Genomic DNA, 23,549 nt, shown 5'->3' with positions numbered 1-23,549 from the left:
GCAATGGGCCAGCAAAATCGCCTTGACAGCGCCCGAAAGCAGTCCCAAGTCCTTACCTTAACTGGCCGTTCCCCGCCCGCCGGCGAGGGGTGATTCGGTCCCGAAATTGCCCCGACACAGCCCCGAGACCAGCCCGATGTCAGCGAAAAAACCCGATCTTAAAATCGTGCTTTGTTCCCCCCGCGGCTTTTGCGCCGGGGTGGTCCGCGCCATCGACACGGTGGAACGCGCCCTCACCATCTATGGCGCCCCGGTCTATGTCCGGCACGAGATCGTGCATAACAAGTACGTGGTGGACAGCCTGAAGACCAAAGGCGCCATTTTCGTCGAGGAATTGTCCGAAATCCCCGACGAAACCAACGCCCCGGTGGTGTTTTCGGCTCATGGTGTGCCGAAATCGGTTCCGGCCGAGGCCAAATCCCGCAATTTCTTCTCGCTGGACGCGACCTGCCCGCTGGTGACCAAGGTGCACCGCGAGGCGGCGATCCATTTCAAGCGCGGCCGCGAGATCCTCTTGATCGGGCATTCCCACCATCCGGAGGTGGTCGGCACCCTGGGCCAGCTGCCGGAGGGCGCCGTGACCCTGATCGAGACCGCCGAGGATGCCAAAACCTTCGTCCCGAAGGATCCCGACAATCTCGCCTTTGTGACCCAGACCACGCTGTCGATCGATGACACCGCGGAGATCGTGGCGCTGCTCAAGCAGCGCTTCCCGAACGTCAACGGGCCTCACAAGGAAGACATCTGCTACGCCACCACCAACCGCCAGCTTGCGGTCAAGAAGGTGGCGCCGGTGGTCGATGCCCTGATCGTGGTCGGCGCGCCGAACTCGTCGAACTCGCAGCGCCTGCGCGAGGTCGCCGAGCGCGAGGGCTGCCCGGTTGCGATCCTGGCGCAGCGGGCCAGCGACATCGACTGGGCGCGCTTCGAAGGCATCAAGAGCCTCGGCATCACCGCTGGCGCTTCGGCGCCGGAGGTGATCGTCGAGGAGATCATGGGCGCGTTTGCCGAGCGCTACCAACTGCACGTGGAGACGGTCTCGGCCGCGGAAGAGAACGAGTTCTTCCCGCTGCCCCGCTCGCTGCGGCCCGACGCTGCCGCGGCGGAATAGACCATATGGCGGTCTACACCGACGTTGCCGCCGAAGATCTCGCGGAATTCCTCAAAAGCTACGACATCGGCGAATTGCTCTCCTACAAGGGCATCGCCGAGGGTGTCGAGAATTCGAACTTCCTGCTGCACACCAGCCAGGGCGCCTACATCCTCACGCTCTATGAGAAGCGCGTGGCGGAGGACGACCTGCCGTATTTCCTGTCGCTGATGGCGCATCTCGCCGAGCGCGGCGTGTCGTGCCCGCAGCCGGCGCGCAACCGTAAGGACGAGGTCACCAGCCGGCTCGCCGGCCGGCCGGCGGTGATCATCAACTTCCTCGAGGGCGTGTGGCCGCGGCGGCCGAACGTCGCGCATTGCTCAGGGGTCGGCGAGGCGCTGGCCAAAATGCATCTCGCGGGTGCCGACTTTCCGCTGGTGCGCAGGAATCCGCTGTCGGTGTCCGGCTGGCGGCCGCTGTTCGATCTCGCTGCCGCGCGCGCCGACAGCGTGCAGGTGGGCCTGCACGACTTCATCGCGCGCGAGCTCGATCATCTCGAAGCCTCCTGGCCGACCGATCTGCCGGTCGGCGTCATCCATGCCGATCTGTTTCCCGACAACGTGTTCTTCCTCGGCGACAGACTGTCGGGCCTGATCGACTTCCCGTTCGCCTGCAACGACATCCTGGCCTACGACGTCGCGATCTGCCTCAACGCCTGGTGCTTCGAGCCGGATCATTCCTTCAATGTCACCAAGGCGCGCGCGCTGCTCAACGCCTATGGCCGCGAGCGGCCATTGTCGGCGGCGGAGGAAGCAGCGCTGCCGCTGCTCGCGCGCGGTGCGTCGATGCGCTTCCTGCTGACGCGGCTGGTCGATTTCCTCAACGTGCCCGAGGGCGCGCTGGTGCAGCCGAAGGACCCGCTGGAATATGTCCGCAAGCTGCGCTTCCAGCAGAATGTCGCGAGCCTGAACGACTATGGCATCACGCCGGCCGGATGCGCGGCGTGAGCGACAAGCCGCATGTGACGGTATTCACCGATGGTGCCTGCTCCGGAAATCCCGGACCGGGCGGCTGGGGCGCGATCCTGCGGTTCGGCGACGTCGAAAAGGAATTGAAGGGCGGCGAGGCGCACACCACCAACAACCGCATGGAGCTGATGGCGGCGATCTCGGCGCTGGAAGCTCTGAAGAAGCCGTGCGTGGTCGACGTCACCACCGACAGCCAGTATGTCCGCCAGGGCATCACCGGTTGGATCCATGGCTGGAAGCGCAATGGCTGGCGCACCGCCGACAAGAAGCCGGTCAAGAATGTCGAGCTGTGGCAGCGCCTCGACGCCGCGCTGAAGCCGCATGAGGTGCGCTGGCACTGGATCAAGGGCCATGCCGGCCACGCCGAGAACGAACGCGCCGACGAGCTCGCGCGCGAGGGCGTGGCGATGGCGAAGCTGAAGGGGTAGGGGCGCGCTGGCGGTGCGAACCGTCTGCGTAGCGTGGGTAGAGCGCAGCTAAACCCACGATCTCCATCCGCGGCACGAAGTTGATGGGTTTCGCTGTGCTCTACCCATCCTGCAATTCCGCGATCACAGCTATCGCCAATCCCTAAACTGTCATCGCCCGCGAAAGCGGGCGATCCAGTACTCCAGAGATGGTGGTGCTTGAGCCGAGAGGCCGCGGCGTACTGGATCGCCCGGTCAAGCCGGGCGACGACAGCTCAGGTGCGGCGAAAGCTCAGCTCAGAGCTGCCCGAGCAGCGTGTCGCCGCCGGAGACTTCGACCTTGCCCGGAGCCGGCTCCTTGTTGAGCTTCTTCACCACGCCGTCCTCGACCAGCATCGAGTAGCGGTGGGAGCGGATGCCGAGGCCGTTGCCGGAGGCGTCGAGCTCCATGCCGATCGCCTTGGTGAAGTCGGCATTGCCGTCGGCCAGGAAGACCGCCTCGTCGCGCTGGTCGGTGTCGCGCTTCCAGGCATTCATCACGAAGGCGTCGTTGACCGAGACGATCGCGATGGTGTCGATTCCCTTGTTCTTCAGGGCATAGGCGTTGAGGAAGATGCTCGGCAGATGCATCTTGTGGCAGGTGCCGGTGTAGGCGCCGGGCACCGCGAACAGCGCGACCTTCTTGCCCTTGAAGATGTCGTCGGTGGTCTTGACCTGCGGACCCTCGGCGGTCATCACGCGAAACTTGGTTTCCGGCAGCTTGTCGCCAACATTGATCGTCATCGGTGTTCTCCCTCGGTGAAGCGGAATTGTCTTAAACCCGGCTGCGGAATGGCACAATACGGGCTCGCCGAAGAACGGCAATGCCCGGCCATCGTCACTGTTCCGTCATCAGCCGGAAAACCCGCCGGCATCGAGAAAGGCCTGCTCCTCGGCCGTGGTCTGCCGGCCCAGCACGCGATTGCGGTGCGGGAAGCGGCCGAACCGGCGGATGATGTCGGCGTGGTCCTCGGCGTACTTCAGGTTGTCGGGGTGGCAGTCATATTGGCTGAACAGCGCCACGCAGCGCTCTTGGTCGTCGAGGTCCTCCGAATGCTCGAACGGCAGATAGAGGAATTCGCGCAAGCGCGGGTCAGTCCGCGTATCGACGCCGCGCTCGATGGCGCGGCTTGCCACCTCGCGGGCCAGCGGATCGCTGGAAAAGGTCTCGGCGTCGCCGCGAAACAGGTTTCGCGGAAACTGGTCGAGCACGATGGTCAACGCCAGCGCGCCCTCGTCGCTCGCCTCCCAGGGCGACAACTCACCGGCAGCCGCCTTCTGCCAGGTGGCAAGGAAGCGGCTGCGGATCTCGGCATCGAAGGCGTCGTTGCGTGCGTACCAGCGGTCGCGGCCGGCCTCGCGCCAGAAGGCGAGCACGTCGGCAGGCGTCGCGATGCGGGCGTCAGTCACGTCGGTCCAGCGCCCGCTTGCCGTTGTCAGGCCGCAGCCTTCTTCTCGTCGCGCAGTTCGCGACGCAGGATCTTGCCGACATTGGTCTTCGGAAGATCGGTCCTGAACTCGATCTGCTTCGGCACCTTGTAGGCGGTGAGCTGGGTGGCCGAGAACTTGATGATGTCCTCGGCCGAGACGTTCGGGTCCTTCTTGACCACGAAGGCCTTCACCGCCTCGCCGGACTTCGCGTCGGGCACGCCGATCACGGCGCATTCCAGCACGCCCGGATGGCTCGCAATCACTTCCTCGATCTCGTTCGGATAGACGTTGAAGCCGGAGACCAGGATCATGTCCTTCTTGCGGTCGACGATCTTGGTGTAGCCCCGCGCGTCCATCACGCCGATGTCGCCGGTGCGGAAATAGCCGTCCGCGGTCATCACTCGCGCGGTCTCGTCCGGCCTGTTCCAGTAGCCCGCCATCACCTGCGGGCCCTTGGCGCAGATTTCGCCGGCCTGGCCGATCGGCAGTTCATTGCCGTCGTCGTCGCGGATCGACAGATGGGTCGAGGGCACGGGAAGCCCGATCGAGCCGGAGAATTCGTCGGCGTCGGCCGGGTTGCAGGTCAGCGTCGGCGAGGTCTCCGACAGGCCGTAACCTTCCGACAGTGCGCAGCCGGTCACCTTCAGCCACTTCTCCGCGACCGGCTTCTGCGTCGCCATGCCGCCGCCGAACGAGGTCTTCAGCTTGGAGAAGTCGAGCTTGTCGAAACCGGGCGTGTTCAACAGGCCGTTGTAGAGGGTGTTGACCGCCGGGAAACTGTTGACCTGGTACTTCGAGAGCTCCTTGATGAAGCCTACCATGTCGCGCGGGTTCGGGATCAGCAGGTTGACGCCGCCGGCGCGCACCGCGAGCAGGTAGCACGCGGTCAGCGCGAAGATGTGGTAGAGCGGCAGCGCGCAGACGATGAGCAGCTGCTCGACATGCGGCGGCTTCTTCAGCGCCGGCTGCAGCCAGGCGTCGTTCTGCAGCACATTGGCGAGCACGTTCTGGTGGATCAGCGTGGCGCCCTTGGACACGCCCGTAGTGCCGCCGGTGTATTGCAGGAAGGCGACGTCCTGGCGCGTCAGCACCGGCTTGTTGAGCTTCATGCCGCGGCCGGCCGACAGTGCCTCGTTGAACGAGACCGCACCCGGGATCGACCAGGCCGGCACCATCTTCTTCACCCGCCGCACCACCAGATTGACGATCACGCCCTTGAGGCCGAGCAGGTCGCCCATGCTGCCGACGATGACATGCTTGACCGCGGTGTTGGGCAGCACCTTCTGCACGGTGGTGGCAAAGTTCTCCAGCACGATGATCGCTTCGGCGCCGGAATCCTTCAGCTGATGCTCGAGCTCGCGCGGGGTATAGAGCGGGTTGACGTTGACCACGGCAAAGCCGGCGCGCAACACGGCTGCGGTCGCGACCGGGTATTGCAGCACGTTCGGCATCATCAGCGCGACCCGCGCGCCCTTCTGCAGGCCCTTGCTCTGCAGATAGGCGCCGAGCGCCGACGACATCTCGTCGAGCTCGCGATAGGTGATCGCCTTGTCCATGCAGATGAACGCCTTGCGGTCGGCGAACTTCTTGAAGCTCTCTTCCAGCAATTCGACCAGCGACGAATATTGCGTGACGTCGATATCGGCGGGCACGCCGGCCGGATAATGCTTGAGCCAGATGCGCTCCATAATGGTCTTTCCCTCTCTCAAATTTGGCTGATGTCCCGGATTGCTTCCGGGTTCTCCGACCCTGGGTCGTATTATTCTCGGTCGCGGTATTTCAGTCAGTATTGAGCGATGCCGCGGCGGATGGCAAGCCGCTGCGCGCTATCGACGCATTGGGAGATCGGAGGGGAAGGCTCTGCTAGCCGGCCGGCTTGGCGTCGGCTTTCGGCTTGTCGGCAGATTTGGGCTTCGCAGCCGGCTTTGCCGCCGCCGGCTTGCCGGCAGGCTTTGCGGCGGCCGGCTTGTCCGGCTTCGCAGCTGCGGCATCCGGCTTGGCATTGGCGTGACGCACGGGCTTGGCCGCCGGCTTGTTGTCCGACTTGGCAGCGCTCTTGGCGTCGCCCTTCGCGTCGTCGGCCGCATCGGACTTCTTACCCGCGACGCGGGTGTGCTTGCCCTTGCCGCGCTTGACCGGCTGCAGCTTCTCGGTGTCGGCATCGACCGCGGCGATCAGCGCGGCGCCGGTCTTGGTCGGCCCCGTGTAGACCACGACTGGCTCGGACGCCGCCGCCGGCTGCGCCAGCATGTCGGCCGGCTTGGTCGGCATCGCGGCCTGCAGGCCGGAGGCGAAGAAGCTCACGCCGGCGTCGCCATTGGTGCTGGTGCCGGCGCTGGCGACGGTGTCCTCGCCGTCCTCGTCGCTGGCCGGGCGCTTGTGCTTGGCGCCGCACATCTCCTCGCGCAGGTTCGGCGGCGTGGAGTCGATCGGCACCAGATTGTCGACGGTGCCGAGCGAGGGCCGCAGCCACGCCAGCCCGTTATTGGCAAAGCCGCGATCGAGCAGCTGCGCGGCGCGGATCGCGCGCATCCGGCCCGAGGAGGCGCCGAGCACCACGGCGATCAGCCGCTTGCCGTCGCGCGTCGCCGACGCCACGAGGTTGTAGCCGGAGGCGCAGATGAAGCCGGTCTTGAAGCCGTCGGCGCCGGGATAGCGGCCGATCAGCTTGTTGAAGTTCTGGGTGACGCGGCGGCCGAACCGGATCGAGGGGATGTGGACGAAATACTCGTATTCCGGCAGGTCGCGGATGATGGCACGGGCGAGGATCGCCATGTCGCGCGCCGAGGTGATCTGGCCGTCGGCGGGCAGGCCGTTCGGGTTGACGTAGCTCGTCTGCGTCATGCCGAGCTTTTGCGCGGTCTGGTTCATTTCGCCGGCAAAGCCGTCGATCGAGCCGCCGATGCCCTCGGCCAGCACCACGGCCATGTCGTTGGCCGACTTCACCAGCATCATCTTCAGCGCGTTGTCGACGGTGACCTGGGTGCCGGGCCGGAAGCCCATCTTGGAGGGCGACTGCGACGAGGCGGTCGGCGACACCGTGAGCAGCGTATCGAGCGAGACGCGGCCGTCCTTGACCGCCTTCAGCGTCACATAGGCGGTCATCAGCTTGCTGAGCGAAGCCGGATACCACGGCATCGTCGCATTGTCGGCTTGCAGCACCTTGCCGGTATCGGCCTCGACCACCAGCAGCGCCTCGGCCCGTGCCAGCTGCGGCGTTGCGACGGCGAGCATCGCGACGGCCAGAATCCATTTCAACGACGGGCGCAGCAGGCGAGGAAAATGCACGAGTCCGGTTCCGGTCCTTTGAGACCCGCCTTCGAAAAAGGAGGTCTTGCGATGTGACGTACGGGTTTCAAGCGTGTCCGGCGCCGCTGTTGCGGCGATGCAAACACTATACCGGCTTGCCAGCAGAGAACAGAGGCCGGCCGATTATATCGTGGACGAAATCGGCTGAATTTCGGCAGCCGCCTCAATTGGAAAGGAGAGAATTATGGTGTCTCGATGCCGGCGCGCGCCTGTTCCTGGACCATGAACTGAGCCCGCGCGAGATCGGCAAAACGCCCGCCTTTCGCCACCAGTTCATCGAAAGTTCCGCTTTCGATCACCCGTCCCTGGTCGAACAGCAGGATACGGGTGGCGTAGCGGATGGTGGAGAGGCGGTGCGCGATCACGAATGTGGTGCGGCCCTTCATCACTTCGTCGAGAGCGGCATTGACCTTGGCCTCGGTGACGGCGTCGAGCGCGCTGGTGGCCTCGTCGAGGATCAGGATCGGCGGATCCTTGAGCAGCGCACGCGCAATCGACAATCGCTGGCGCTCGCCGCCGGACAGCATGCGGCCGCGTTCGCCGGCATGGGTGTCGAACTTCTTCTCGCTGCGCTCGATGAAATCCAGCGCCTGCGCGCGCGCCGCGGCGGTGCGCAGTTCCTCGTCGGTCGCGTCGGGCTTGCCGACGCGGAGGTTCTCGGCGAGCGAACGGTTGAACAGTAGCGCCTCCTGAAACACCACGCCGATGTTCCGCCGCAAAGCGGTCAGTTTCAGCGCGCGGATGTCCATCCCGTCGATCTTGATGATGCCGGATTGCGGATCGAACGCACGGTGCAGCAGCGCGATCGCGGTAGATTTGCCGGCGCCGGTCGAGCCGACCAGCGCGATGGTCTGGCCGGGCAATGCGGTGAAGCTGAGGTCCTCGATCGCCGGCCGCTTGCCGTCATAGGAGAACGAGACGTCGTTGAATTCGACGAGCCCGGACAGCCGGCCGGGGTCGACCGCGCCCGGCCGGTCGCGCACCGCCGGCACCGCGTCGAGCACGTCGAAGAATTCCTGCAGCCGCGGCGCTTCCATGAACACATTGTTGATGAAGCTCACCACCTGCTCGAGCTTCTGGATCAGCATGGTGGCGAACGAGACGAACATCACGATCTCGCCGACCGTGGTGAGCCCCTCATTGTGCAGCGCGATGCCGACGGTGAAGATCGCCAGCACCGTGATCGTGGTCGAGGCGCGCGTGATCACGGTGACCAGCGCCCACCATGACAGCACCGGCATCTGCACTGCGAGCAGCTTGTCGGCGACGTAGCGCAGGCCCTGCACCTCGGAATCGATCCGCACGAAGCTCTGCACCAGCGCGACATTGCCGAGCGCGTCGGAGGCGCGCGCCGAGAGGTCGCTGTAATAGGCCTCGACCTCGCTCTGCATGCCGTAGGTCTTGCGCACCACCAGCGTGGTCAGCACGGTGAACACGACGCAGAGCGCGAACAGCAGGATCGCGAGCCGCCAGTTGATGTAGAGCGCGAGCGGCAGCAGTACGATCAGCGACATGATCGCGGCGAAATGCTCGCGGAAGAAGCCGAGCCAGAGCCGCCACAGCGCATCGGTGCCGTTCAGCATCACCTTCATCAGCCGCCCGGAATGGGTGCCGGAGTGGAAGGTCAGCGGCAGTTGCAGGATGTGCTCGAAATAATCCGTCAGCACCGCCTGGCGCTGGCGGTGCGCCAGCCGGTCGGCCTGCAGGGCGACGATGGCGCTGCAACCGATCGTGAACAGGCCGAAGGCCGCCCACGCGGCCAGCAGCGGCCATGCCGAGGAGGTCGCGAACAATCCGGTGACCGGCCGGCCCGACAGCACGTCGACGATCTTGCCGAACAGCACCGGCTCGGCGAATTGCGCGGCGGCAAGCAGCATGTTGGCGAAGGCGAGGATCCAGCCGAGCCGCGCCTCCTTGCCGAGCAGTTCGAGGACGCGGGTATAGAGGCGAAGCATGGACATGCCGGCGGGACTCTCGAACGGTGGACGCCCGGTCAGGCGGGATACAATCTAATCAGGGTTCGCGATGCAGGGCCAGCGGTGACAGCGCGTCGTGCTCGGGGTGACGGTAATTGTGGCGAGCGGCTCCCTACGCCGCCGTCCTGGCGAAAGCCAGGAGAACTCAGCGGACCCACAGCCATCGAATTTGATTGAGAGCGGGAAAGTGGCCCCAGCGTCGCGCACCAACAAACGGCCGGGGCAATGGGTCCTGGCTTTCGCCAGGACGACGCTGAACATTTGGCGCAGCTCGTCAGTTATGCATTCGCGTGCGCTCAATTCACCAGCCGGCCGTCGATCGGCGGCAGGAATTGGTCGTCGAAGATGTCGGCGGTCTGCGGCCGCTTCTGGAATTTGACGTCTTCCGTGAGCTGGTCGAGCGAGCGCTCGAAGCGCTCCGCCTCGATGCTGCCGATGCCGTTGCGCTTCACCTCGGCGGTCAGGATGTTGTCGCGGATGATGGCAGTGAGGCGCTCGAGCTCCAGGTCGCGCGAGCCGCCATCCATCCGGCTCGCCACTTCGGTCGCGGCGCGGGCCGGGTCCTTGATCGCAAGGTTGGTGCCGCCGATCACAGCGCGCACGAACCCCTTCACCGCATCGGGCTTCGCCGTGGCAAGGCGCGGGCTGACGATCACGGCAAAGCCATAGGCTTCGCAGCCATAGTCGGCGAAGCGCAGCACCGCGAGATCGTCGGCGGGCACGCCGCGATCGCGTAAGTTGATCGCTGAGAGATAGGAGAAACCGGTCACGGCATCGACCTGGCCTGCGGAGAGCATCGGCTCGCGCACCGCGGCGCTGATCGTGTTCTGCTTCACGCTCGAGAGCTTGATGCCGTTCTGTCTCGCGACCGCGGGCCACAGCCGGATCGAGAGGTCGCCCTCGGCGACGCCGAGGTTCTTGCCCTCCATATCCGCCAGCGCCTTGATGCCGCGGCTCTTGCGCGCGATGATCGCGTAGGGCGCCTGGTTGAACAGCACGAACACCGCCTTGACGGGGGCAGCGCCCGGCTTGTCGCGAAAGCCGATCAGCGCGTTGATGTCGACGAGAGCGAAATCGCTCGAGCCGTCGGCGACACGTGCGATCGCGTCTGCCGAGCTGGTGGCAACGTTGGTGCCGACGGCGAGGCCCTCCGCGCTGAACAGGCCGCCGACCGACGCCATCACGAATGGCGCCGCGGCAGCGTCAAGCGGACGGTCGAGCGTGAACTGAATGGTGCGCGGCTGCGGCTGGTCGCCGGCGTGCGACGGCGTCAGCGCCGGCCACACGCCGCCCGAGAGGCCGATCATGCCGGCCAGTATCCAGCGGAGAACGGTGGTCCGACTTACCTGCATCGTGACATCCGGGAGGCGAGACAAAGTGCCGCGCCGGCTGCGCGCCTTGTTCATGTCATCGAATGCGCCAAGGCAACGGTCATTTCAAGCTGCAATTTCAAGCGTTATTCGAAGGCATTCTGCCCAAGGCAAGGTGAACGGCCGATGACTGCCCCGATTTCACCTTGGGTTGTTCAGCTTGCATTCGGTTTCGGGAACCTAATTTGAGGAGAGTGGTTAGCTCACCAAGGCCCGACGGGCCGGCTTCCACAAAGGATGACTGCAATGTTTGCGCGAAAAGGTGTTTTTTCGTCTATTGGCCGCGCAGCCACATTGGCAACGGTTGCCGCGGTGGCGTTGACGGCCGTTGAGCCGACGATGGCGTTCGCAGGCTCCGCTCCGGCGGGCAAGGCGGCCGCCGTGACCACATCACACGGCACGAGCGGCGCGACGGATATCAGCGCCCGCCGTCGGTACTATCGTGGCGGCGGTGGTGGCGCGGCCGCTGCCGCTGCATTCGCCGGCATCGTCGGCACGGGCCTTGCGATCGCCGCAGCCCAGAGCCGTCGCGACTACTACGACTCCTACGGCTATTACGACGGCGGCCCCGGCTATTACGGTGGTCCGGCCTATTATGGCGGCCCGGCCTATTACGGCGGCGGACCGTATTACGGCTATCACGGCTATTACGGGCGCCGCTCGGCGCTGCCCTATACGCCGTATTGACAGGCGTCGTCGGTTCTCGGAACTGTCACAAATCATCCAATCCACCGGCTGCGAGGCCGGTGGATTTTTCGTTGTCGGCTCGCCCGTTAACACGCTGGCGACGCGTTTGGATTAGGCTCGAAGGATGAGTGATTCGATCGAACGGCTTTACCAGGCGGTGATCGCGGCGAGGGATCTTGATCCAGCGACGTCGCGCACGGCACGGCTGTTCCAGCGCGGGCCGGCCAAGATGGCCAAGAAGCTCGCCGAGGAAGCTGTCGAGGTCGTCATCGACGCCATCAGCGGCAAGCCGGATGCCGTCGTCCGCGAGAGCGCGGACCTGCTCTACAATCTCACCGTCCTTTGGGCCTCGGCCGGCGTGAAGCCGGACGATGTCTGGCGCGAGATGGAGCGGCGCGAGCGGCTGCTCGGGATCGCCGAGAAGCTGCCGAAGTCGCCGGTCAAGGTCCCCAAGGGCCTGTCCAAGGCCGCGCCTGTCCCGGTGGCGCGGCGTCGAATTGTCGCGCTGGAGAACCGGCTGCGCAAACGGCAGCCGTAAATCAATCCAATTCGGCCCATTCCCGGCATGGACAAATCCGCTCCATGATGGTTCATCGCGCCCATGTTGAAACGGATTTATGACTGGTGCGTCGCTGCGGCCGACAAGCCCTACGCACTCTGGATTCTCGCGGCCGTGGCCTTCGCCGAGAGTTCGTTCTTCCCGATCCCTCCCGACATCATGCTGCTGCCGATGTCGCTGGCACGGCCGAAGCGGGCATGGTGGTTCGCCGCCGTCTGCACCGTCGCTTCCGTCGCCGGCGGCGTGCTCGGCTACGCGATCGGCGCACTGCTCTACGACTCGGTCGGGCAATGGCTGATCCATCTCTACGGCCTCTCCGACAAGGTCGACGCGTTCCGCGCCTCCTATGCCGAGTGGGGCGCCGTGATCATCCTGGTGAAGGGACTGACGCCGATCCCCTACAAGCTCGTGACCATCACCTCGGGCTTTGCCGGTTACAACATCTGGCTGTTCATCCTGTGCTCGATCGTCGCACGCGGCGGCCGTTTCTTCTTCGTCGCGGTGCTGCTCAACCGCTATGGCGATGTCATCCGCGCCGAGCTCGAGAAGCGGCTCGGCCTGTGGGTCGCGCTCGGCGCCATCGTGCTGGTGCTCGGCTTTGTCATCGCATTCAAGCTGATCTGAAGCGTTTTCGAGCGAAGTGAGAAAACGCGTCAAAGTGACTAGCCTGCTGCGTCTTTGCCTGAAGGCTGCTTCAGGCTACGCTTGCAGCGATGGCTGACGGAATCAAGCTCACTCCTGCTGCAAAGGCACGCGTTGCGCTGGCGGGTCTTGCGCTGTCGATGACGCTGGCGGCTGTCGACCACGGCTGGGCCCAGGCCGCGCCGCCTGCGCTCGCCGTCCAGTCGCCTGCGCAGCAGCCGGTTGAAGCTCCGCAGCAGCAGATCGAGTTGCCGCCGGCGCCGGTCGAGCACGAGAATCCCGGACTGATCAACGAAATCGGAAAGCTGTTCGAGAAGTCGAACTGGACGCTGCCGCCGCTGAAGAGCCCCAGCGAGACCATCGACGATCTGACGAACCTGGCGCGCCCTTCGACGATGGTCACCGGGCGTGCCGCCTGCGTGGTGGCCGCAAACGGTGCGCCCGATTGCAAGATCGGCGCCGACCGGCTGTGCCAGAGCAAGGGGTTCAAGGAAGGCAAGGGCATCGATATCGCCACCTCGGAGAAGTGCTCGCCGCTGGTCTATCTGCCGGGCCACAAGCGCGGACCGAACGACTGCAAGACGGAAAATTTCGTGACGCGGGCGGTCTGCCAATAGCAGCGGCGAAGCTTGCGTTTAGAGCGTCATGAGATTGGTTGAATTGGATCGACGGCGGAGGTTCACCTCTCCCCGATGGGGAGAGGTGAAGACGTGCGTGCCGAACCGATCCAAATTCATCATGCTCTGGGATGCCAGATGCGCCCGGAAAATGGGCTGTTTGGATGAGGTTTTGTCATCCTTGTTGCGGCGCCATAACGCAATACTTGACAGTGGAAAGATTGCCTTGTTGGTATGACGGTCAGCATTCGAGACCAAACCAAACGATCAACTTGAGGATCCGCCGCCAATGTCCATGCCTGCTCTGTTCAAGGGCCGCCTGTCTCTTCCCGTGATCGGGGCACCGCTGTTCATCATCTCCGTGCCCGACCTCGTCATCGCCCAGTGCAAGGCCGGCGTGGTCGGCTCGTTCCCGGCGCTGAATGCGCGGCCGCCGGAACTGCTCGACGAATGGCTGTACCGGATCAAGGAAGAGCTCGCGGCTTATGACAAGGCGCATCCGGAGCGGCCGTCGGCGCCGTTCGCGGTCAACCAGATCGTGCACAAGTCGAACAACCGGCTCGATCACGACATGGCGCTTTGCGAGAAGCACAAGGTGCCGATGATCATCTCCTCGCTCGGCGCGCGTGAGGAGCTCAACCAGGCCGTCCACGGCTGGGGCGGCATCGTGTTCCACGACGTGATCAATCAGAAGTTCGCGCACAAGGCGATCGAGAAGGGCGCCGACGGCCTGATTCTGGTCGCCGCCGGCGCCGGCGGCCATGCCGGCACGCTGTCGCCGTTCCCGTTCGTATCGGAGACGCGGCAGTGGTTCGACGGGCCGATCGCGCTGTCGGGCACCATCGCCAACGGCCGCGCCATTCGCGCCGCGCGCATCATCGGCGCCGACTTCGCCTATATCGGCTCCGCCTTCATCGCGACCAAGGAGGCCAATGCGGTCGAAGGCTACAAGAGCATGATCACCAATTCGTCCGCCGAGGACATCGTCTACTCCAACCTGTTCACCGGCGTGCATGGCAACTATCTGAAGCCGTCGATCGTCGCGGCCGGCATGGATCCGGAAAACCTGCCGACGTCAGATCCCTCGAAGATGAGCTTCGGCACCGATGCGTCCGGCGAGCGCGCCAAGCCGAAGGCCTGGAAGGAGATCTGGGGCTCCGGTCAGGGCGTCGGCAGCATCTCCAAGGTGGTGCCGGCGGCCGAACTGATCGGCCGGTTCAAGAAGGAATACGACGAAGCGGTCGATCCGGCGCTCTGATGGAGCCGATCTTCCGCGTTGACGGCGACCGCGTCGTCACCAGTCCAGACGCCGCGGGTCCCTGGGACCCGCGGATGCAGCACGGCTCCGCGCCGGCGGCGCTGGTGGTGTGGGCCGCCGAAGCCATTCCGACGCCAGTGCCGATGCGGATCGCGCGGGTCACGATCGACCTGATGCGTCCGGTGCCGGTGGCGCCGCTGACGGTCTCGAGCGAGATCCTGCGCGACGGCCGCAAGATCCAGCTCTGCGGCGTCAGGTTGCTCGCCGACGGCGTTCTGGTGGTCTCGGCCACCGTGCTGAAGATCAAGCGGCAAGCGGCCGAACTGCCGTCGGACATCGCAGCAGTTCAGGTCGAGCTGCCGGGCCCCGACGAAAGCATGGTCGAGCCGGGCAATCTTGCGAACAGTCCGTTCGTCAAATGCATCTCGATGCGGGCCGCGCGCGGCCGCTTCGGCGTGATGGGCCCGGGCGCGATCTGGTTCCGGGTCAATCAGCCGCTGATCGCTGGTGCCGCCGTCTCGCAGGCGATGCGCGCGGTGGTTGCCTCCGACTTCTCCAACGGCACCTCGCCGGCGCTCGATTTCAACCGATGGACCTTCATCAACGCCGATCTCACCGTGAGCCTGGCGCGCGAGCCGGTCGGCGACTGGATCCTGCTCGACGGCGAATCCTGGATCGGGCCTGACGGCGCCGGGCTTGCGATGTCGCGGCTCGCCGACGTGCAGGGCTATTTCGGCCGGGCCGTCCAGAGCCTGGTGATCGAGCCGCGCTAGCCAGGACTGCGCTTCTCCGACCTCACCTTGAAGAGGCAAATGGCCGTACGTGCGGGATTTCTGAATATTAGAAATCTATCCCTGATTTGCCCGACGTGTCAAGTTGACTTGCCGAACGCCGGCTGCCGCCCGCTCCTTTGCATGGGGTTGTTTTCGATAATTTGCGGCGCGGCTGCCCTTGCGGCAAAAATAACTCCGCGCCGCGGGAACGGTTGGCGGCACGAACGAGTTTCGCCCCCGTTAGGGGGCCCCATGACGCGTATCGATCCCACCGCCGGCACCGTGGTCATCGCCACCCGGCGGCTTTGTGCTGTGCCGGCCGCTGCCGCCGCCCGGCCGTCGCAGGGACAGGCGCGATGATGCCCGGCCCGTCCTCGGAACGCGCGGTCATCCTTGCCGCGAGCGAGCGGGACGCCGTCTGGACTGCCCATCTGATCAAGGAGGCCGGCTACTACGCCAATATCTGCGGCGACCTCGCCGAGCTCGAGCGCCAGGTCGCAAGCGGCGCCGGCCTTGCCATCATCGCCGATGAGGCGGTCAGGACCGCGGACCTCGCCGGCCTGGCGCGCTGGCTGAACGCGCAGCCGTCATGGTCGGACTTCCCGATCGTGCTGATGAGCGAGGGCGGTGGGCCCGAGCGCAGCCCCGAAGCGGCGCGGCTCGGCCGCGCGCTCGGCAATGTGACCTTCATCGAGCGCCCGTTCCATCCGACCACGCTGGTCAGCCTGGTCGCGGCGGCGGTGCGCGGCCGTCGCCGCCAATACCAGACCCGCGCGATACTCGAAGACCTCACCGAGAGCGAAAGCCTGCTGCAGACGGCGCTCGATGCCGGCCATCTCGGCGCGCTCGAACTGCACATACCGGGCTTCGAGCTGGAGGCCTCGGCGACCTGCAAGCGCTTCTTCGGGCGCGCCGCGGACCTGCCGTTCACCTATCAGGACCTGCTCGAGGCGGTTCATCCCGACGACCGCGCCCGGCGGCAGGAGGTCGTCGAGCACACGCTCAAGACCGGCGCCGACTACAAGATCGAGTATCGCAACATCTGGCCCGACGGCAGTCAGCACTGGGTCGACGTCCGCGCCCGCGCGGTGCGCCGGCCGGACGGCAGCATCCGGTCGCTGGTCGGGGTCTGCTCCGACATCACCGCGCGCAAGACCGCGGAGATCGAGCGCGAGGCGCTGCTGGCGCAGCTTGCCGCCGAGCGATCCGCGCTTGCCGAGCTCACCGCGACGCTGGAGCAGCGGGTCGAGCAGCGCACCGCCGATCTGATGAAGGAGGTCGCCGCGCGCGAGAAGGCGCAGGAGCAGCTCCGCCATGCCCAGAAGATGGAGGCGATCGGCCAGCTCACCGGCGGCGTGGCGCACGACTTCAACAATCTCCTGATGGCGGTGATGGGCAATCTCGATCTGCTGCGCAAGCGGTTGCCGGAGGATCCGCGGCTGCACCGGCTGGTCGACGGCGCCTTGCAGGGCGCCGAGCGCGGCGCCTCGCTGACGCAGCGGCTGTTGGCATTCGCGCGGCAGCAGGATCTGCGCGCCGTGCCGGTCGATCTCGGCGCGCTGGTGCGTGACATGAGTGAGTTGCTCGAGCGCTCGCTCGGACCGCGCATCGCGTTGCGGCTCCACATTCCCGACGGATTGCCGCCGGCCTGCGTCGATACCAACCAGCTCGAGCTCGCGGTGCTCAACCTTGCGATCAATGCGCGCGATGCGATGCCGGATGGCGGTGTGATCGAGATCCGCCTTGCGGCCTGGCAGGCCAAAAACGAGCAGACCAGGAGCGATCAGGCGCTGCGGCCGGGCAACTACCTGAAACTGTCGGTGATCGACAGCGGCACAGGCATGGCTCCGGATGTCCTGAAGCGGGCGATCGAACCGTTCTTCTCATCAAAGCCGGTGGGCAAGGGTACCGGGCTCGGCCTGTCGATGGTGCATGGGCTCGCGGTGCAGCTCGGCGGCGCGCTGCAGCTGTCGAGCGCGGTGGGTAAGGGCACCACCGCGGTGCTGGTGCTGCCGGTCGCGACGGCCGCGCCGGAAGCGGAGAGCCCGGCGCCCGCGGCGCGGCCGGTCAGGCGCTCGGCGGTGATCCTGCTCGTCGACGACGATCCGCTGATCGCGATGTCGACCATGGAGATGCTGGAGGACCTCGGCCATCGCGTGATCGGTGCCAATTCCGGACCGCACGCGCTCGATATCCTGAGGAGCGACCAGGAGATCGACCTGATGATGACCGATCACGTGATGCCCGGCATGACCGGCATCGAGCTCGCCGCGGCCTCGCGCGAGGTGCGGCCGCAGCTCCTCGTCCTGCTCGCCACCGGCTATGCCGAACTGCCGGACGGTTTTCAGGTCGATCTGCCGCGGCTGGCGAAGCCCTACCACCAGGATCAGCTGCGCGAGCGGCTGGATCAGCTGCTGGGACAGGGCGTGAGGCAGCAAGCGGCCGCGGCGGGTGCCAGCGCGGATACTCTTGCTGCGCCCACCACTCTCTCACCGTCATCCTGAGGCGCCGCGAAGCGGCGTCTCGAAGGGCGACGGCCCGGCTGTCGCCGCGATGGCCGGGGCGCGCTGAAACATCGGGGCCGTGCATCCTTCGAGACGGCCGCTGCGCGGCCTCCTCAGCATGACGGTGGCGGTTTGTGCGCGCAGCCGGGCCCTCACCCCACCATGCGGTCGCGGCCCGCCCAGAAGCGCGCCTTCAGCACCTTCTTGTCTACCTTGCCGACGCCGGTCATCGGCAGCTCCTTGACGAACTGGATCTGCTTCGGTGCGTGTGCCGAGCCCTTCTTCGCCTTGACGAGGCCGATCAGCTCGTCGGCGTCGGGTGTGGCACCCTCGCGTGCCACCACGACGGCGGTGACGGCCTCGCCCCATTTGTCGTCGGGCACGCCGACCACGGCGACCATCGCGACGTCGGCGTGTTGCGACAGGACATCCTCGACTTCGCGTGGAAAAATGTTGAAGCCGCCGGACACGATCATGTCCTTCTTGCGGTCGAGGATGAACAGGTAGCCACGCTCGTCCTTGCGCGCGATGTCGCCGGTGTGCAGCCAGCCGCTCTTCAGCGTGTCGGCGGTGATATCGGGCCGCTTCCAGTATTCGGCCATCACGTGCGTGGCGCGCACGCAGATCTCGCCGGCTTCGCCGGTCGCGACCTCCTGGTCGTCCTGATCGAGGATCTTCACCTGGCAGGCGGCGATCGGGAAACCGCAGGACAGGAACAGTTCCGGCGTTTTCGGGTCATGGTCCGCCTTGCGCAGCACCGAGACCGGATAGCATTCGGTCTGGCCGTAGAGTTGCGAGAACACCGGGCCGATCCGCTCGATGCCTTCGACCAGCCGGCTCGGCGACATCGCGGACGCGCCGTACAGCAACAGCTCGAGCGAGGAGAGGTCGGCCTTTGGCAGCGCCGGATGATCCAGCATCACGTAGATCATCGTCGGCACCAACAGCGTGAAGTTGATCTTCTCGCGCTCGATGGTCTTGAACACCGCTTCAGGATCGAACGCCTTCAGCATGTGCACGGTGCCGCCGCGCATCAAGGTCGGCAGCACTTTTGTACCCGCGACATGGCTGATGGGGGCCACTGTGAGGTAGCGCGGCGTCTCGGGAATCTCGAAGTCGGCGAGGATCGCGGAGGCAAAGCCGCCATATTCACGGTGATAGCGCAGCGCGCCCTTGGATTTGCCGGTGGTGCCGCCAGTGTAGTTCAGGGTCGAGATGTCGTCCTCGCGGGCGAAGTTTTTCGCGGTCGCGCTGCCGGCGTCGTCGACCACCTGCAACAGGTCGGCGCCGTATTCCGCCGGGCCGAGCGTGAAGATGGTCTTCAGCCCCTGCGCCTTCGCCGCAAGCTCGCCGCCGCGGTCGCGAAACGTGATGCCGTCGACGATCAGCATCTCGGCCTCGGAGTCCTCGAGCTGGAACAGCTGGTCGTCGAGTGAGCCGAGCGGATGCAGCCAAGTGATGGCGAGCCGCGACAATTGCGCGGCGACACCGGCGCACCAGCTGTCGGCGCGGTTGGCGGTGAGAAAGGCGACGCGGGTGCCCGGCGCGAAGCCGAGCCGCATGAACACGCTCTGCATCCGTCCGATCAGGTCGGTCGCGCCCTGATAGCTGAGCGAGCCGCCGGGCCACGCGAAGGCCGTACGTGACGGATAACGCGCCAGCGCCCGCAAGGTCTGCTCGCACGTGGCCGGAAATGCATGGAGCGGATTGCTCATGTGGTGGTCTCCTCCCGCTTTGTGTTTGGCCTCTTGCGTGCCAATGTTGGCGGCAACGCTAACACAATGATGCAAAGAAGAAACAACTTGTCCGCTGATCTTCTTGCGCGCTTTCGCGATCGCCTCCGGTTGCCGCTGATCGCGGCGCCGATGTTTCTGGTATCAGGCGTCGAACTGGTGGTAGCCGCCTGCCGCAACGGCGTGATCGGTTCGTTTCCGACGGTGAATTGCCGTGAGACGGAACAACTCGATGCGTGGCTCGGCGACATCGCGCGCCGCCTGCGGGCGCAAGAGGATGCAAGCGGCAAAGCGGCGGCGCCGATCTGTCCGAACCTGATCGTGCACCGCTCCAACACGCGGCTGCAGCAGGATCTCGTCGTGCTGTTGCGGCACAAGCCCGAGCTCGTGATCACCTCGGTCGGCTCGCCCGCGCCGGTGCTCGCGCCCCTGCACGAGGCCGGCGCGCTGGTGTTTGCCGATGTCGCCTCGATCCGTCACGCCGAGCGCGCGGTCGCGGCCGGCGCCGACGGGCTCGTGCTGCTCACTGCCGGCGCCGGCGGGCAGACCGGCTGGCTCAATCCCTTCGTGTTCGTCCGCGCGGTGCGCGCATTCTTCGACGGACCGATCGTGCTGGCCGGCGGCATCAGCGATGGCCATGCGTTGCGCGCCGCGGAAGCGCTCGGCTGCGATCTCGCCTATATGGGCACCAAGTTCATCGCGACGCGCGAGAGCATGGCTGATGCGAGATACAAGCAGATGCTGGTCGATGCGACCGCCGACGACATCCTGCTCACGACCGCGTTCACGGGCTTGCAGACCAACATGCTGCGGCCCTCGATCGCGGCCGCCGGTCTCGATCCCGATAACCTGCCCGCGCGTGGCGCGATCGACATCGGCAAGGACATCGACATCGGTGCCCGCGAAAGCCGCCCCAAGCGCTGGCGCGACATCTGGAGCGGCGGTCACTCCGCTTCAGGGGTGACCGGTGTGCTCGCGGTCGATGATCTCGTCGCGCAGACGATCGCCGAGTATGTGGCGGCGAGCGCGCGGGTGCGGCTCGGCTGATCCATCGCGAACGGCGGCCGCTTGGCCGCCAGAACCCGCCCGTCCGCTTAACGCGGCATTAACCATGCCAGTCCCAACTATGCGCCAGGGATGGTCCGCCAATACGGCCGGGCCGCCCGGCAGTTGTGGGAATGCGACATGGCTTTTGAGGCGCTCTCCAAGACCCCGGCATCGCTCGACGAACTCCGGACCCGCGTGTTCTACGCCCTGCAGCGGCACCCGCTGTGCCGCCAGGTCGAATTCGACATCGTCAGCACGCCGCGCACCCGCCGCACCAACTGGACGGTCAGCCTGCAAACGGTCCAGCCCGGCGCCCTCTGGACCGCGCATGAGATCGTGGCGGACATCCAGGAAGCCTATGAGCTTGACGCTGCGGCCTGATTTTTCGGGCCGTTTCGGGACGATTTCACCTCTTTGGCGCGGTCACGGCACGCTAACGCCGCATTTGGCGGCCAGCTTGGCGGTGACACCGGCCGGGAATGGAGTAATTTTTGACCAGAGCCATCACCCTCGCCGCGCTGACATGCTTCCTTCTCGCCGGCGCCGCGATCACAGCGATTTTGGGCCGTGACAGCCTGCCGGCGGCGCAGGCCGACGTCGGCCCGGTCGCCAATCGCACCAGCAAGCAGGACAAGCTCGCGGTCACGACGCTTGTCGCCGCCTCCTTTGACGTGCCCGCCGGACCGGCCGTGACCCCCGCCGACCCGTCGCCGCTGCTGCTGCGCGCGCAAGCCGCGATACCGGGCGCGACCGATAGCGTGCGCCAAGCTTACGCGTCGGCCGAGCCCGCCGATATCGGCCTGCCGAAGCTGAGTGATCCCGTCGATGCCGCCCAGCCGAAGATCGCGGAGCCGGTACCTGCGCCGGCCGCCGCCGCGCCGCCGAAGCCCAAGGCTGCCGCCAAGCCGGCGCCACAAAAGAACTATGCCCTGCTCAGCGATGCGCAGATCGCCGGGATCAAGGATCGGCTGAAGCTGTCGTCGTCGCAGGAATATTACTGGCCGGCGGTTGAGACCGCGCTGCGCGCCGTCGCCCGCAAGATCCACGCCAAGCGCCAGGGCGATCCCGCCGCCGGCGGCATGCCGATCGATCCGGACTCCGAGGAAGTGCAGCAGCTGAAGTCGGCGGCGATGCCGCTGCTGTTCCAGCTTCGCGAGGACCAGAAGAACGAGGTCCGCTCGCTGGCGCGCCTGATCGGCCTTGAGCGCGTCGCCTCGATGATCTGAGCGCAAGGGTCGGTCGAGCCGGCTTTCAGCGGGCCTCCAGCGGCCGCAGCTTCTCCACCTTGCTCTGGGTCTCGACCAGCAGCTGTTTCATGAAGTCCTTGTTGCGCTTCAACCAGGGCTCCAGCGTCTGCCTGACATCGCCCGGTGATTTCTTTTCGATGGCCTGCGCAAGCCGCGTCTGAAATGTTCCCCAATCCTTGAACATCTCCTTCAGGAGGGCGTCGTCGGAGATGTTGATCGCCGACTTGATGTCGCCGACGGTTTCGAGCTCGCGCATGTTGCCCTGCCGCAGGATCGAATCCAGGTTTTCCAGGCATTCGTGGTAGCGCGCGAGCAGATCATCCCATCGCTTGGTGGTGAAGTCGTCGTCCAGGTTCTCAACTGCGTTGTAGAGCGGCTCGAGAAACGACCATCGGAAGCGCCTCGCCAGCCGCAGCAGGATCGACAGGAAGACGATGTCCTTCGGCATGTTCTGCGCGACCATCAGCCTTGGATCCTCGCTGAATGGCGGCATCGGCACGAAGATGATGACGACCGAGAACGGCGTGCTGTCGAGATATTCGAGCCGGGCAATGACCGGTTGATACAGCTTCAAATCGCGGAATATCGGACTGAGGACCTGCTCGCGGCTTCGCCGGCTGGCAATATCCACGTCGGCGAACGAATTCGCGATGTAGCCCGTCAACTCGTCGAGCCAGGCGCCGCTGTCGTAGCGGTTTTGCGCGCTGAGCAGATCCTCCCAGTCGAGATCAGCCGTATCGGGACCGGACAGCAACGTGGTGGTGGCCGCGTCCGCCTCCAGTTTCGCATCCTTCAGAAAGCCGCGCGCACGGTCCGCGGGCGGCAATGCCCGCAGCGTTTCGGCCTTCTGCCGGAACGACAGTTCGTCGCTGAACACGATGCGCAGCCGCAGACGGAACAGCTCTTCCGGGCGGGTGATCTGCATGAACTGCGCGTGCAGGTCCTTCACCGCTTCGTTGAAGTCGCGGGCGTGATTGGCGTTCAGCTTGGGCCGCAGCGGTACGGCACCGAAGGTCGGTCGCACGAACAGATCCTCGAGAAACCGCCGGACCTCGTCGTCGCTAATTCCGTAAAATTCATTCTCCGCCAGCATCGGAAACGAAGGCGAGCTATCGACCGAGAACCAAAGCACTTTGGACATTAGCTTCAGCGCGCGCTTGTAGCCGTCGAATTGCGAAATCTCGGACGCGCACCACGTCCAATTGTGCTCGGCGTTGGTGTGGATGAAGATCAGGCAGTCGGCTCTCGCCGTGTTGTCGATCATCCACTGCCGCCATTCCGCGCCACCGGGAATTTCCTCGCACACAAAGCATTCCACCGAACGTTGTCCGTCCAGGCTGCTGAGATACTCGAGCCGCGCCTTCAGAAGGCGCGCGAGAAATCTGTCTTCGGCGCGATGGCTGATAAACACCGAGAAATCGTTTGGCATGGCAAAATCCGATCTGCATGAACTTTATGCGACGGCCGGCCGTGTCTCGTCCGCTGAATATCGCGGCTCCATGTCTCGCCGCGGACCGAATGATAGCCTGTCCCTGGAATTTGCGGTCATTGGCCGCGAAAAAGAAAAACCGCCAGCCAGTGAAATATCTCACTATACCTTAGGATGTGTCATGTGCAACATTCCCAGGGAACCGGCGCGCGATGCGCGGTCTGCTCTGGGATGGATTGACTAAAGTTCTCAAAACTCGGCCGATGTGTCGACGGGAACGCATCGCTTCATTTCGCGTCCGGGCGCCGAGCGAGGGCGCGCCCAATTGAGCCTTTGGCCGTGATCGGTCGGCTGTTGCCCCGACACCCGGATCCCGGCTTCGACTGGAGAATCGCCTTCAGTT

Annotated in this window: 22 protein-coding genes; 14 read left to right on the top strand and 8 right to left on the bottom strand. The window is 65.3% G+C overall.

What is annotated here, in order from left to right:
- The first annotated feature begins 136 nt into the window (after nt 1–136).
- From ispH to rnhA, 3 genes are read left to right on the top strand one after another with little or no spacing between them, the layout of a single operon-like run.
- Nucleotides 137–1,111 (top strand): 4-hydroxy-3-methylbut-2-enyl diphosphate reductase, encoded by a 975-nt coding sequence (ispH, locus tag ACTUWL_RS11515; RefSeq protein WP_021076409.1) that lies wholly within the window; start codon nt 137–139, stop codon nt 1,109–1,111.
- Between the two features lie 5 nt (nt 1,112–1,116).
- On the top strand, nt 1,117–2,097 hold the full coding sequence (locus ACTUWL_RS11510; RefSeq protein WP_021076410.1) for a homoserine kinase: 981 nt from the start codon (nt 1,117–1,119) through the stop codon (nt 2,095–2,097).
- On the top strand, nt 2,085–2,546 hold the full coding sequence (rnhA, locus tag ACTUWL_RS11505; RefSeq protein WP_021076411.1) for a ribonuclease HI: 462 nt from the start codon (nt 2,085–2,087) through the stop codon (nt 2,544–2,546). The genes ACTUWL_RS11510 and rnhA overlap by 13 nt, the downstream gene beginning before the upstream one ends.
- A gap of 276 nt (nt 2,547–2,822) precedes the next feature.
- Here the strand turns inward: rnhA and ACTUWL_RS11500 are convergent, their stop codons facing one another.
- The 6 genes from ACTUWL_RS11500 to ACTUWL_RS11475 form a co-directional block, all read right to left on the bottom strand.
- Nucleotides 2,823–3,308 carry a peroxiredoxin gene (locus ACTUWL_RS11500; protein WP_021076412.1) on the bottom strand — a complete coding sequence of 162 codons (486 nt, stop codon included), beginning with the start codon at nt 3,306–3,308 and terminating at the stop codon, nt 2,823–2,825.
- Between the two features lie 108 nt (nt 3,309–3,416).
- On the bottom strand, nt 3,417–3,974 hold the full coding sequence (locus ACTUWL_RS11495; protein WP_021076413.1) for a DUF924 family protein: 558 nt from the start codon (nt 3,972–3,974) through the stop codon (nt 3,417–3,419).
- A 26-nt stretch (nt 3,975–4,000) separates the two neighbouring features.
- A complete protein-coding gene (locus ACTUWL_RS11490) occupies nt 4,001–5,683 on the bottom strand; it encodes a long-chain fatty acid--CoA ligase (RefSeq protein ID WP_021076414.1) in 1,683 nt (560 codons plus the stop codon).
- A 175-nt stretch (nt 5,684–5,858) separates the two neighbouring features.
- Nucleotides 5,859–7,229: a D-alanyl-D-alanine carboxypeptidase family protein gene (locus ACTUWL_RS11485; protein WP_210256403.1), complete on the bottom strand. Its 1,371-nt coding sequence runs from the start codon at nt 7,227–7,229 to the stop codon at nt 5,859–5,861.
- A gap of 257 nt (nt 7,230–7,486) precedes the next feature.
- Nucleotides 7,487–9,265 (bottom strand): glucan ABC transporter ATP-binding protein/ permease, encoded by a 1,779-nt coding sequence (locus ACTUWL_RS11480; RefSeq protein ID WP_021076416.1) that lies wholly within the window; start codon nt 9,263–9,265, stop codon nt 7,487–7,489.
- A 311-nt stretch (nt 9,266–9,576) separates the two neighbouring features.
- Nucleotides 9,577–10,632, bottom strand: coding sequence for an ABC transporter substrate-binding protein (locus ACTUWL_RS11475; RefSeq protein WP_021076417.1), 1,056 nt, complete (start codon nt 10,630–10,632; stop codon nt 9,577–9,579).
- 264 nt (nt 10,633–10,896) lie between these two features.
- Here ACTUWL_RS11475 and ACTUWL_RS11470 point away from each other — a divergent pair, with 264 nt between their 5' ends.
- The 7 genes from ACTUWL_RS11470 to ACTUWL_RS11440 all read left to right on the top strand — a co-directional run bounded on the left by ACTUWL_RS11470 (nt 10,897) and on the right by ACTUWL_RS11440 (nt 17,690).
- Nucleotides 10,897–11,337 (top strand): hypothetical protein, encoded by a 441-nt coding sequence (locus ACTUWL_RS11470; RefSeq protein WP_021076418.1) that lies wholly within the window; start codon nt 10,897–10,899, stop codon nt 11,335–11,337.
- Between the two features lie 124 nt (nt 11,338–11,461).
- Entirely contained in the window at nt 11,462–11,875 is a 414-nt protein-coding gene (gene hisE / locus ACTUWL_RS11465) for a phosphoribosyl-ATP diphosphatase (protein WP_021076419.1), read from the top strand.
- A gap of 63 nt (nt 11,876–11,938) precedes the next feature.
- Nucleotides 11,939–12,520 carry a YqaA family protein gene (locus ACTUWL_RS11460; RefSeq protein WP_021076420.1) on the top strand — a complete coding sequence of 194 codons (582 nt, stop codon included), beginning with the start codon at nt 11,939–11,941 and terminating at the stop codon, nt 12,518–12,520.
- An 89-nt stretch (nt 12,521–12,609) separates the two neighbouring features.
- Nucleotides 12,610–13,155, top strand: a complete 546-nt coding sequence (locus ACTUWL_RS11455) for a hypothetical protein (protein ID WP_021076421.1) — start codon at nt 12,610–12,612, stop codon at nt 13,153–13,155.
- 289 nt (nt 13,156–13,444) lie between these two features.
- A complete protein-coding gene (locus ACTUWL_RS11450) occupies nt 13,445–14,413 on the top strand; it encodes an NAD(P)H-dependent flavin oxidoreductase (RefSeq protein WP_021076422.1) in 969 nt (322 codons plus the stop codon).
- Nucleotides 14,413–15,186 (top strand): thioesterase family protein, encoded by a 774-nt coding sequence (locus ACTUWL_RS11445; protein WP_021076423.1) that lies wholly within the window; start codon nt 14,413–14,415, stop codon nt 15,184–15,186. The genes ACTUWL_RS11450 and ACTUWL_RS11445 overlap by 1 nt, the downstream gene beginning before the upstream one ends.
- Before the next feature lie 356 nt (nt 15,187–15,542).
- On the top strand, nt 15,543–17,690 hold the full coding sequence (locus tag ACTUWL_RS11440) for a hybrid sensor histidine kinase/response regulator (protein WP_021076424.1): 2,148 nt from the start codon (nt 15,543–15,545) through the stop codon (nt 17,688–17,690).
- Between the two features lie 152 nt (nt 17,691–17,842).
- On the opposite strand, the gene ACTUWL_RS11435 is transcribed toward ACTUWL_RS11440, so the two are convergent.
- Nucleotides 17,843–19,405, bottom strand: a complete 1,563-nt coding sequence (locus tag ACTUWL_RS11435) for an AMP-binding protein (RefSeq protein WP_021076425.1) — start codon at nt 19,403–19,405, stop codon at nt 17,843–17,845.
- A 66-nt stretch (nt 19,406–19,471) separates the two neighbouring features.
- On the opposite strand from ACTUWL_RS11435, the gene ACTUWL_RS11430 reads away from it, so the two are divergent.
- The 3 genes from ACTUWL_RS11430 to ACTUWL_RS11420 all read left to right on the top strand — a co-directional run bounded on the left by ACTUWL_RS11430 (nt 19,472) and on the right by ACTUWL_RS11420 (nt 21,696).
- Entirely contained in the window at nt 19,472–20,470 is a 999-nt protein-coding gene (locus ACTUWL_RS11430) for an NAD(P)H-dependent flavin oxidoreductase (RefSeq protein WP_373010200.1), read from the top strand.
- A gap of 138 nt (nt 20,471–20,608) precedes the next feature.
- A complete protein-coding gene (locus ACTUWL_RS11425; protein WP_021076427.1) occupies nt 20,609–20,851 on the top strand; it encodes a hypothetical protein in 243 nt (80 codons plus the stop codon).
- A 110-nt stretch (nt 20,852–20,961) separates the two neighbouring features.
- Complete coding sequence (locus ACTUWL_RS11420) at nt 20,962–21,696, top strand: hypothetical protein (protein ID WP_021076428.1); 735 nt, start codon at nt 20,962–20,964, stop codon at nt 21,694–21,696.
- A 25-nt stretch (nt 21,697–21,721) separates the two neighbouring features.
- Here the strand turns inward: ACTUWL_RS11420 and ACTUWL_RS11415 are convergent, their stop codons facing one another.
- Entirely contained in the window at nt 21,722–23,146 is a 1,425-nt protein-coding gene (locus ACTUWL_RS11415; RefSeq protein WP_021076429.1) for a toll/interleukin-1 receptor domain-containing protein, read from the bottom strand.
- Here ACTUWL_RS11415 and ACTUWL_RS11410 point away from each other — a divergent pair.
- Nucleotides 23,145–23,390 carry a hypothetical protein gene (locus tag ACTUWL_RS11410; RefSeq protein WP_146160354.1) on the top strand — a complete coding sequence of 82 codons (246 nt, stop codon included), beginning with the start codon at nt 23,145–23,147 and terminating at the stop codon, nt 23,388–23,390. The genes ACTUWL_RS11415 and ACTUWL_RS11410 overlap by 2 nt on opposite strands.
- Nucleotides 23,391–23,549 lie beyond the last annotated feature (159 nt).

This window comes from Bradyrhizobium sp. WCU1 (assembly GCF_053474805.1).
This window is presented reverse-complemented; position numbering and strand designations above follow the sequence as displayed.

What these genes read in the sequence shown, in the direction of transcription:
- ispH (WP_021076409.1), top strand. Translation starts at nt 137, where the DNA reads ATGTCAGCGAAAAAACCCGATCTTAAAATCGTGCTTTGTTCCCCCCGC.
- ACTUWL_RS11510 (WP_021076410.1), top strand. Translation starts at nt 1,117, where the DNA reads ATGGCGGTCTACACCGACGTTGCCGCCGAAGATCTCGCGGAATTCCTC.
- rnhA (WP_021076411.1), top strand. Translation starts at nt 2,085, where the DNA reads ATGCGCGGCGTGAGCGACAAGCCGCATGTGACGGTATTCACCGATGGT.
- ACTUWL_RS11500 (WP_021076412.1), bottom strand. Translation starts at nt 3,308, where the DNA reads ATGACGATCAATGTTGGCGACAAGCTGCCGGAAACCAAGTTTCGCGTG.
- ACTUWL_RS11490 (WP_021076414.1), bottom strand. Translation starts at nt 5,683, where the DNA reads ATGGAGCGCATCTGGCTCAAGCATTATCCGGCCGGCGTGCCCGCCGAT.
- ACTUWL_RS11485 (WP_210256403.1), bottom strand. Translation starts at nt 7,229, where the DNA reads ATGCTCGCCGTCGCAACGCCGCAGCTGGCACGGGCCGAGGCGCTGCTG.
- ACTUWL_RS11480 (WP_021076416.1), bottom strand. Translation starts at nt 9,265, where the DNA reads ATGTCCATGCTTCGCCTCTATACCCGCGTCCTCGAACTGCTCGGCAAG.
- ACTUWL_RS11475 (WP_021076417.1), bottom strand. Translation starts at nt 10,632, where the DNA reads ATGCAGGTAAGTCGGACCACCGTTCTCCGCTGGATACTGGCCGGCATG.
- ACTUWL_RS11470 (WP_021076418.1), top strand. Translation starts at nt 10,897, where the DNA reads ATGTTTGCGCGAAAAGGTGTTTTTTCGTCTATTGGCCGCGCAGCCACA.
- hisE (WP_021076419.1), top strand. Translation starts at nt 11,462, where the DNA reads ATGAGTGATTCGATCGAACGGCTTTACCAGGCGGTGATCGCGGCGAGG.
- ACTUWL_RS11460 (WP_021076420.1), top strand. Translation starts at nt 11,939, where the DNA reads ATGTTGAAACGGATTTATGACTGGTGCGTCGCTGCGGCCGACAAGCCC.
- ACTUWL_RS11455 (WP_021076421.1), top strand. Translation starts at nt 12,610, where the DNA reads ATGGCTGACGGAATCAAGCTCACTCCTGCTGCAAAGGCACGCGTTGCG.
- ACTUWL_RS11450 (WP_021076422.1), top strand. Translation starts at nt 13,445, where the DNA reads ATGTCCATGCCTGCTCTGTTCAAGGGCCGCCTGTCTCTTCCCGTGATC.
- ACTUWL_RS11445 (WP_021076423.1), top strand. Translation starts at nt 14,413, where the DNA reads ATGGAGCCGATCTTCCGCGTTGACGGCGACCGCGTCGTCACCAGTCCA.
- ACTUWL_RS11440 (WP_021076424.1), top strand. Translation starts at nt 15,543, where the DNA reads ATGATGCCCGGCCCGTCCTCGGAACGCGCGGTCATCCTTGCCGCGAGC.
- ACTUWL_RS11435 (WP_021076425.1), bottom strand. Translation starts at nt 19,405, where the DNA reads ATGAGCAATCCGCTCCATGCATTTCCGGCCACGTGCGAGCAGACCTTG.
- ACTUWL_RS11430 (WP_373010200.1), top strand. Translation starts at nt 19,472, where the DNA reads ATGATGCAAAGAAGAAACAACTTGTCCGCTGATCTTCTTGCGCGCTTT.
- ACTUWL_RS11425 (WP_021076427.1), top strand. Translation starts at nt 20,609, where the DNA reads ATGGCTTTTGAGGCGCTCTCCAAGACCCCGGCATCGCTCGACGAACTC.
- ACTUWL_RS11410 (WP_146160354.1), top strand. Translation starts at nt 23,145, where the DNA reads ATGGCAAAATCCGATCTGCATGAACTTTATGCGACGGCCGGCCGTGTC.
- ACTUWL_RS11415 (WP_021076429.1), bottom strand. Translation starts at nt 23,146, where the DNA reads ATGCCAAACGATTTCTCGGTGTTTATCAGCCATCGCGCCGAAGACAGA.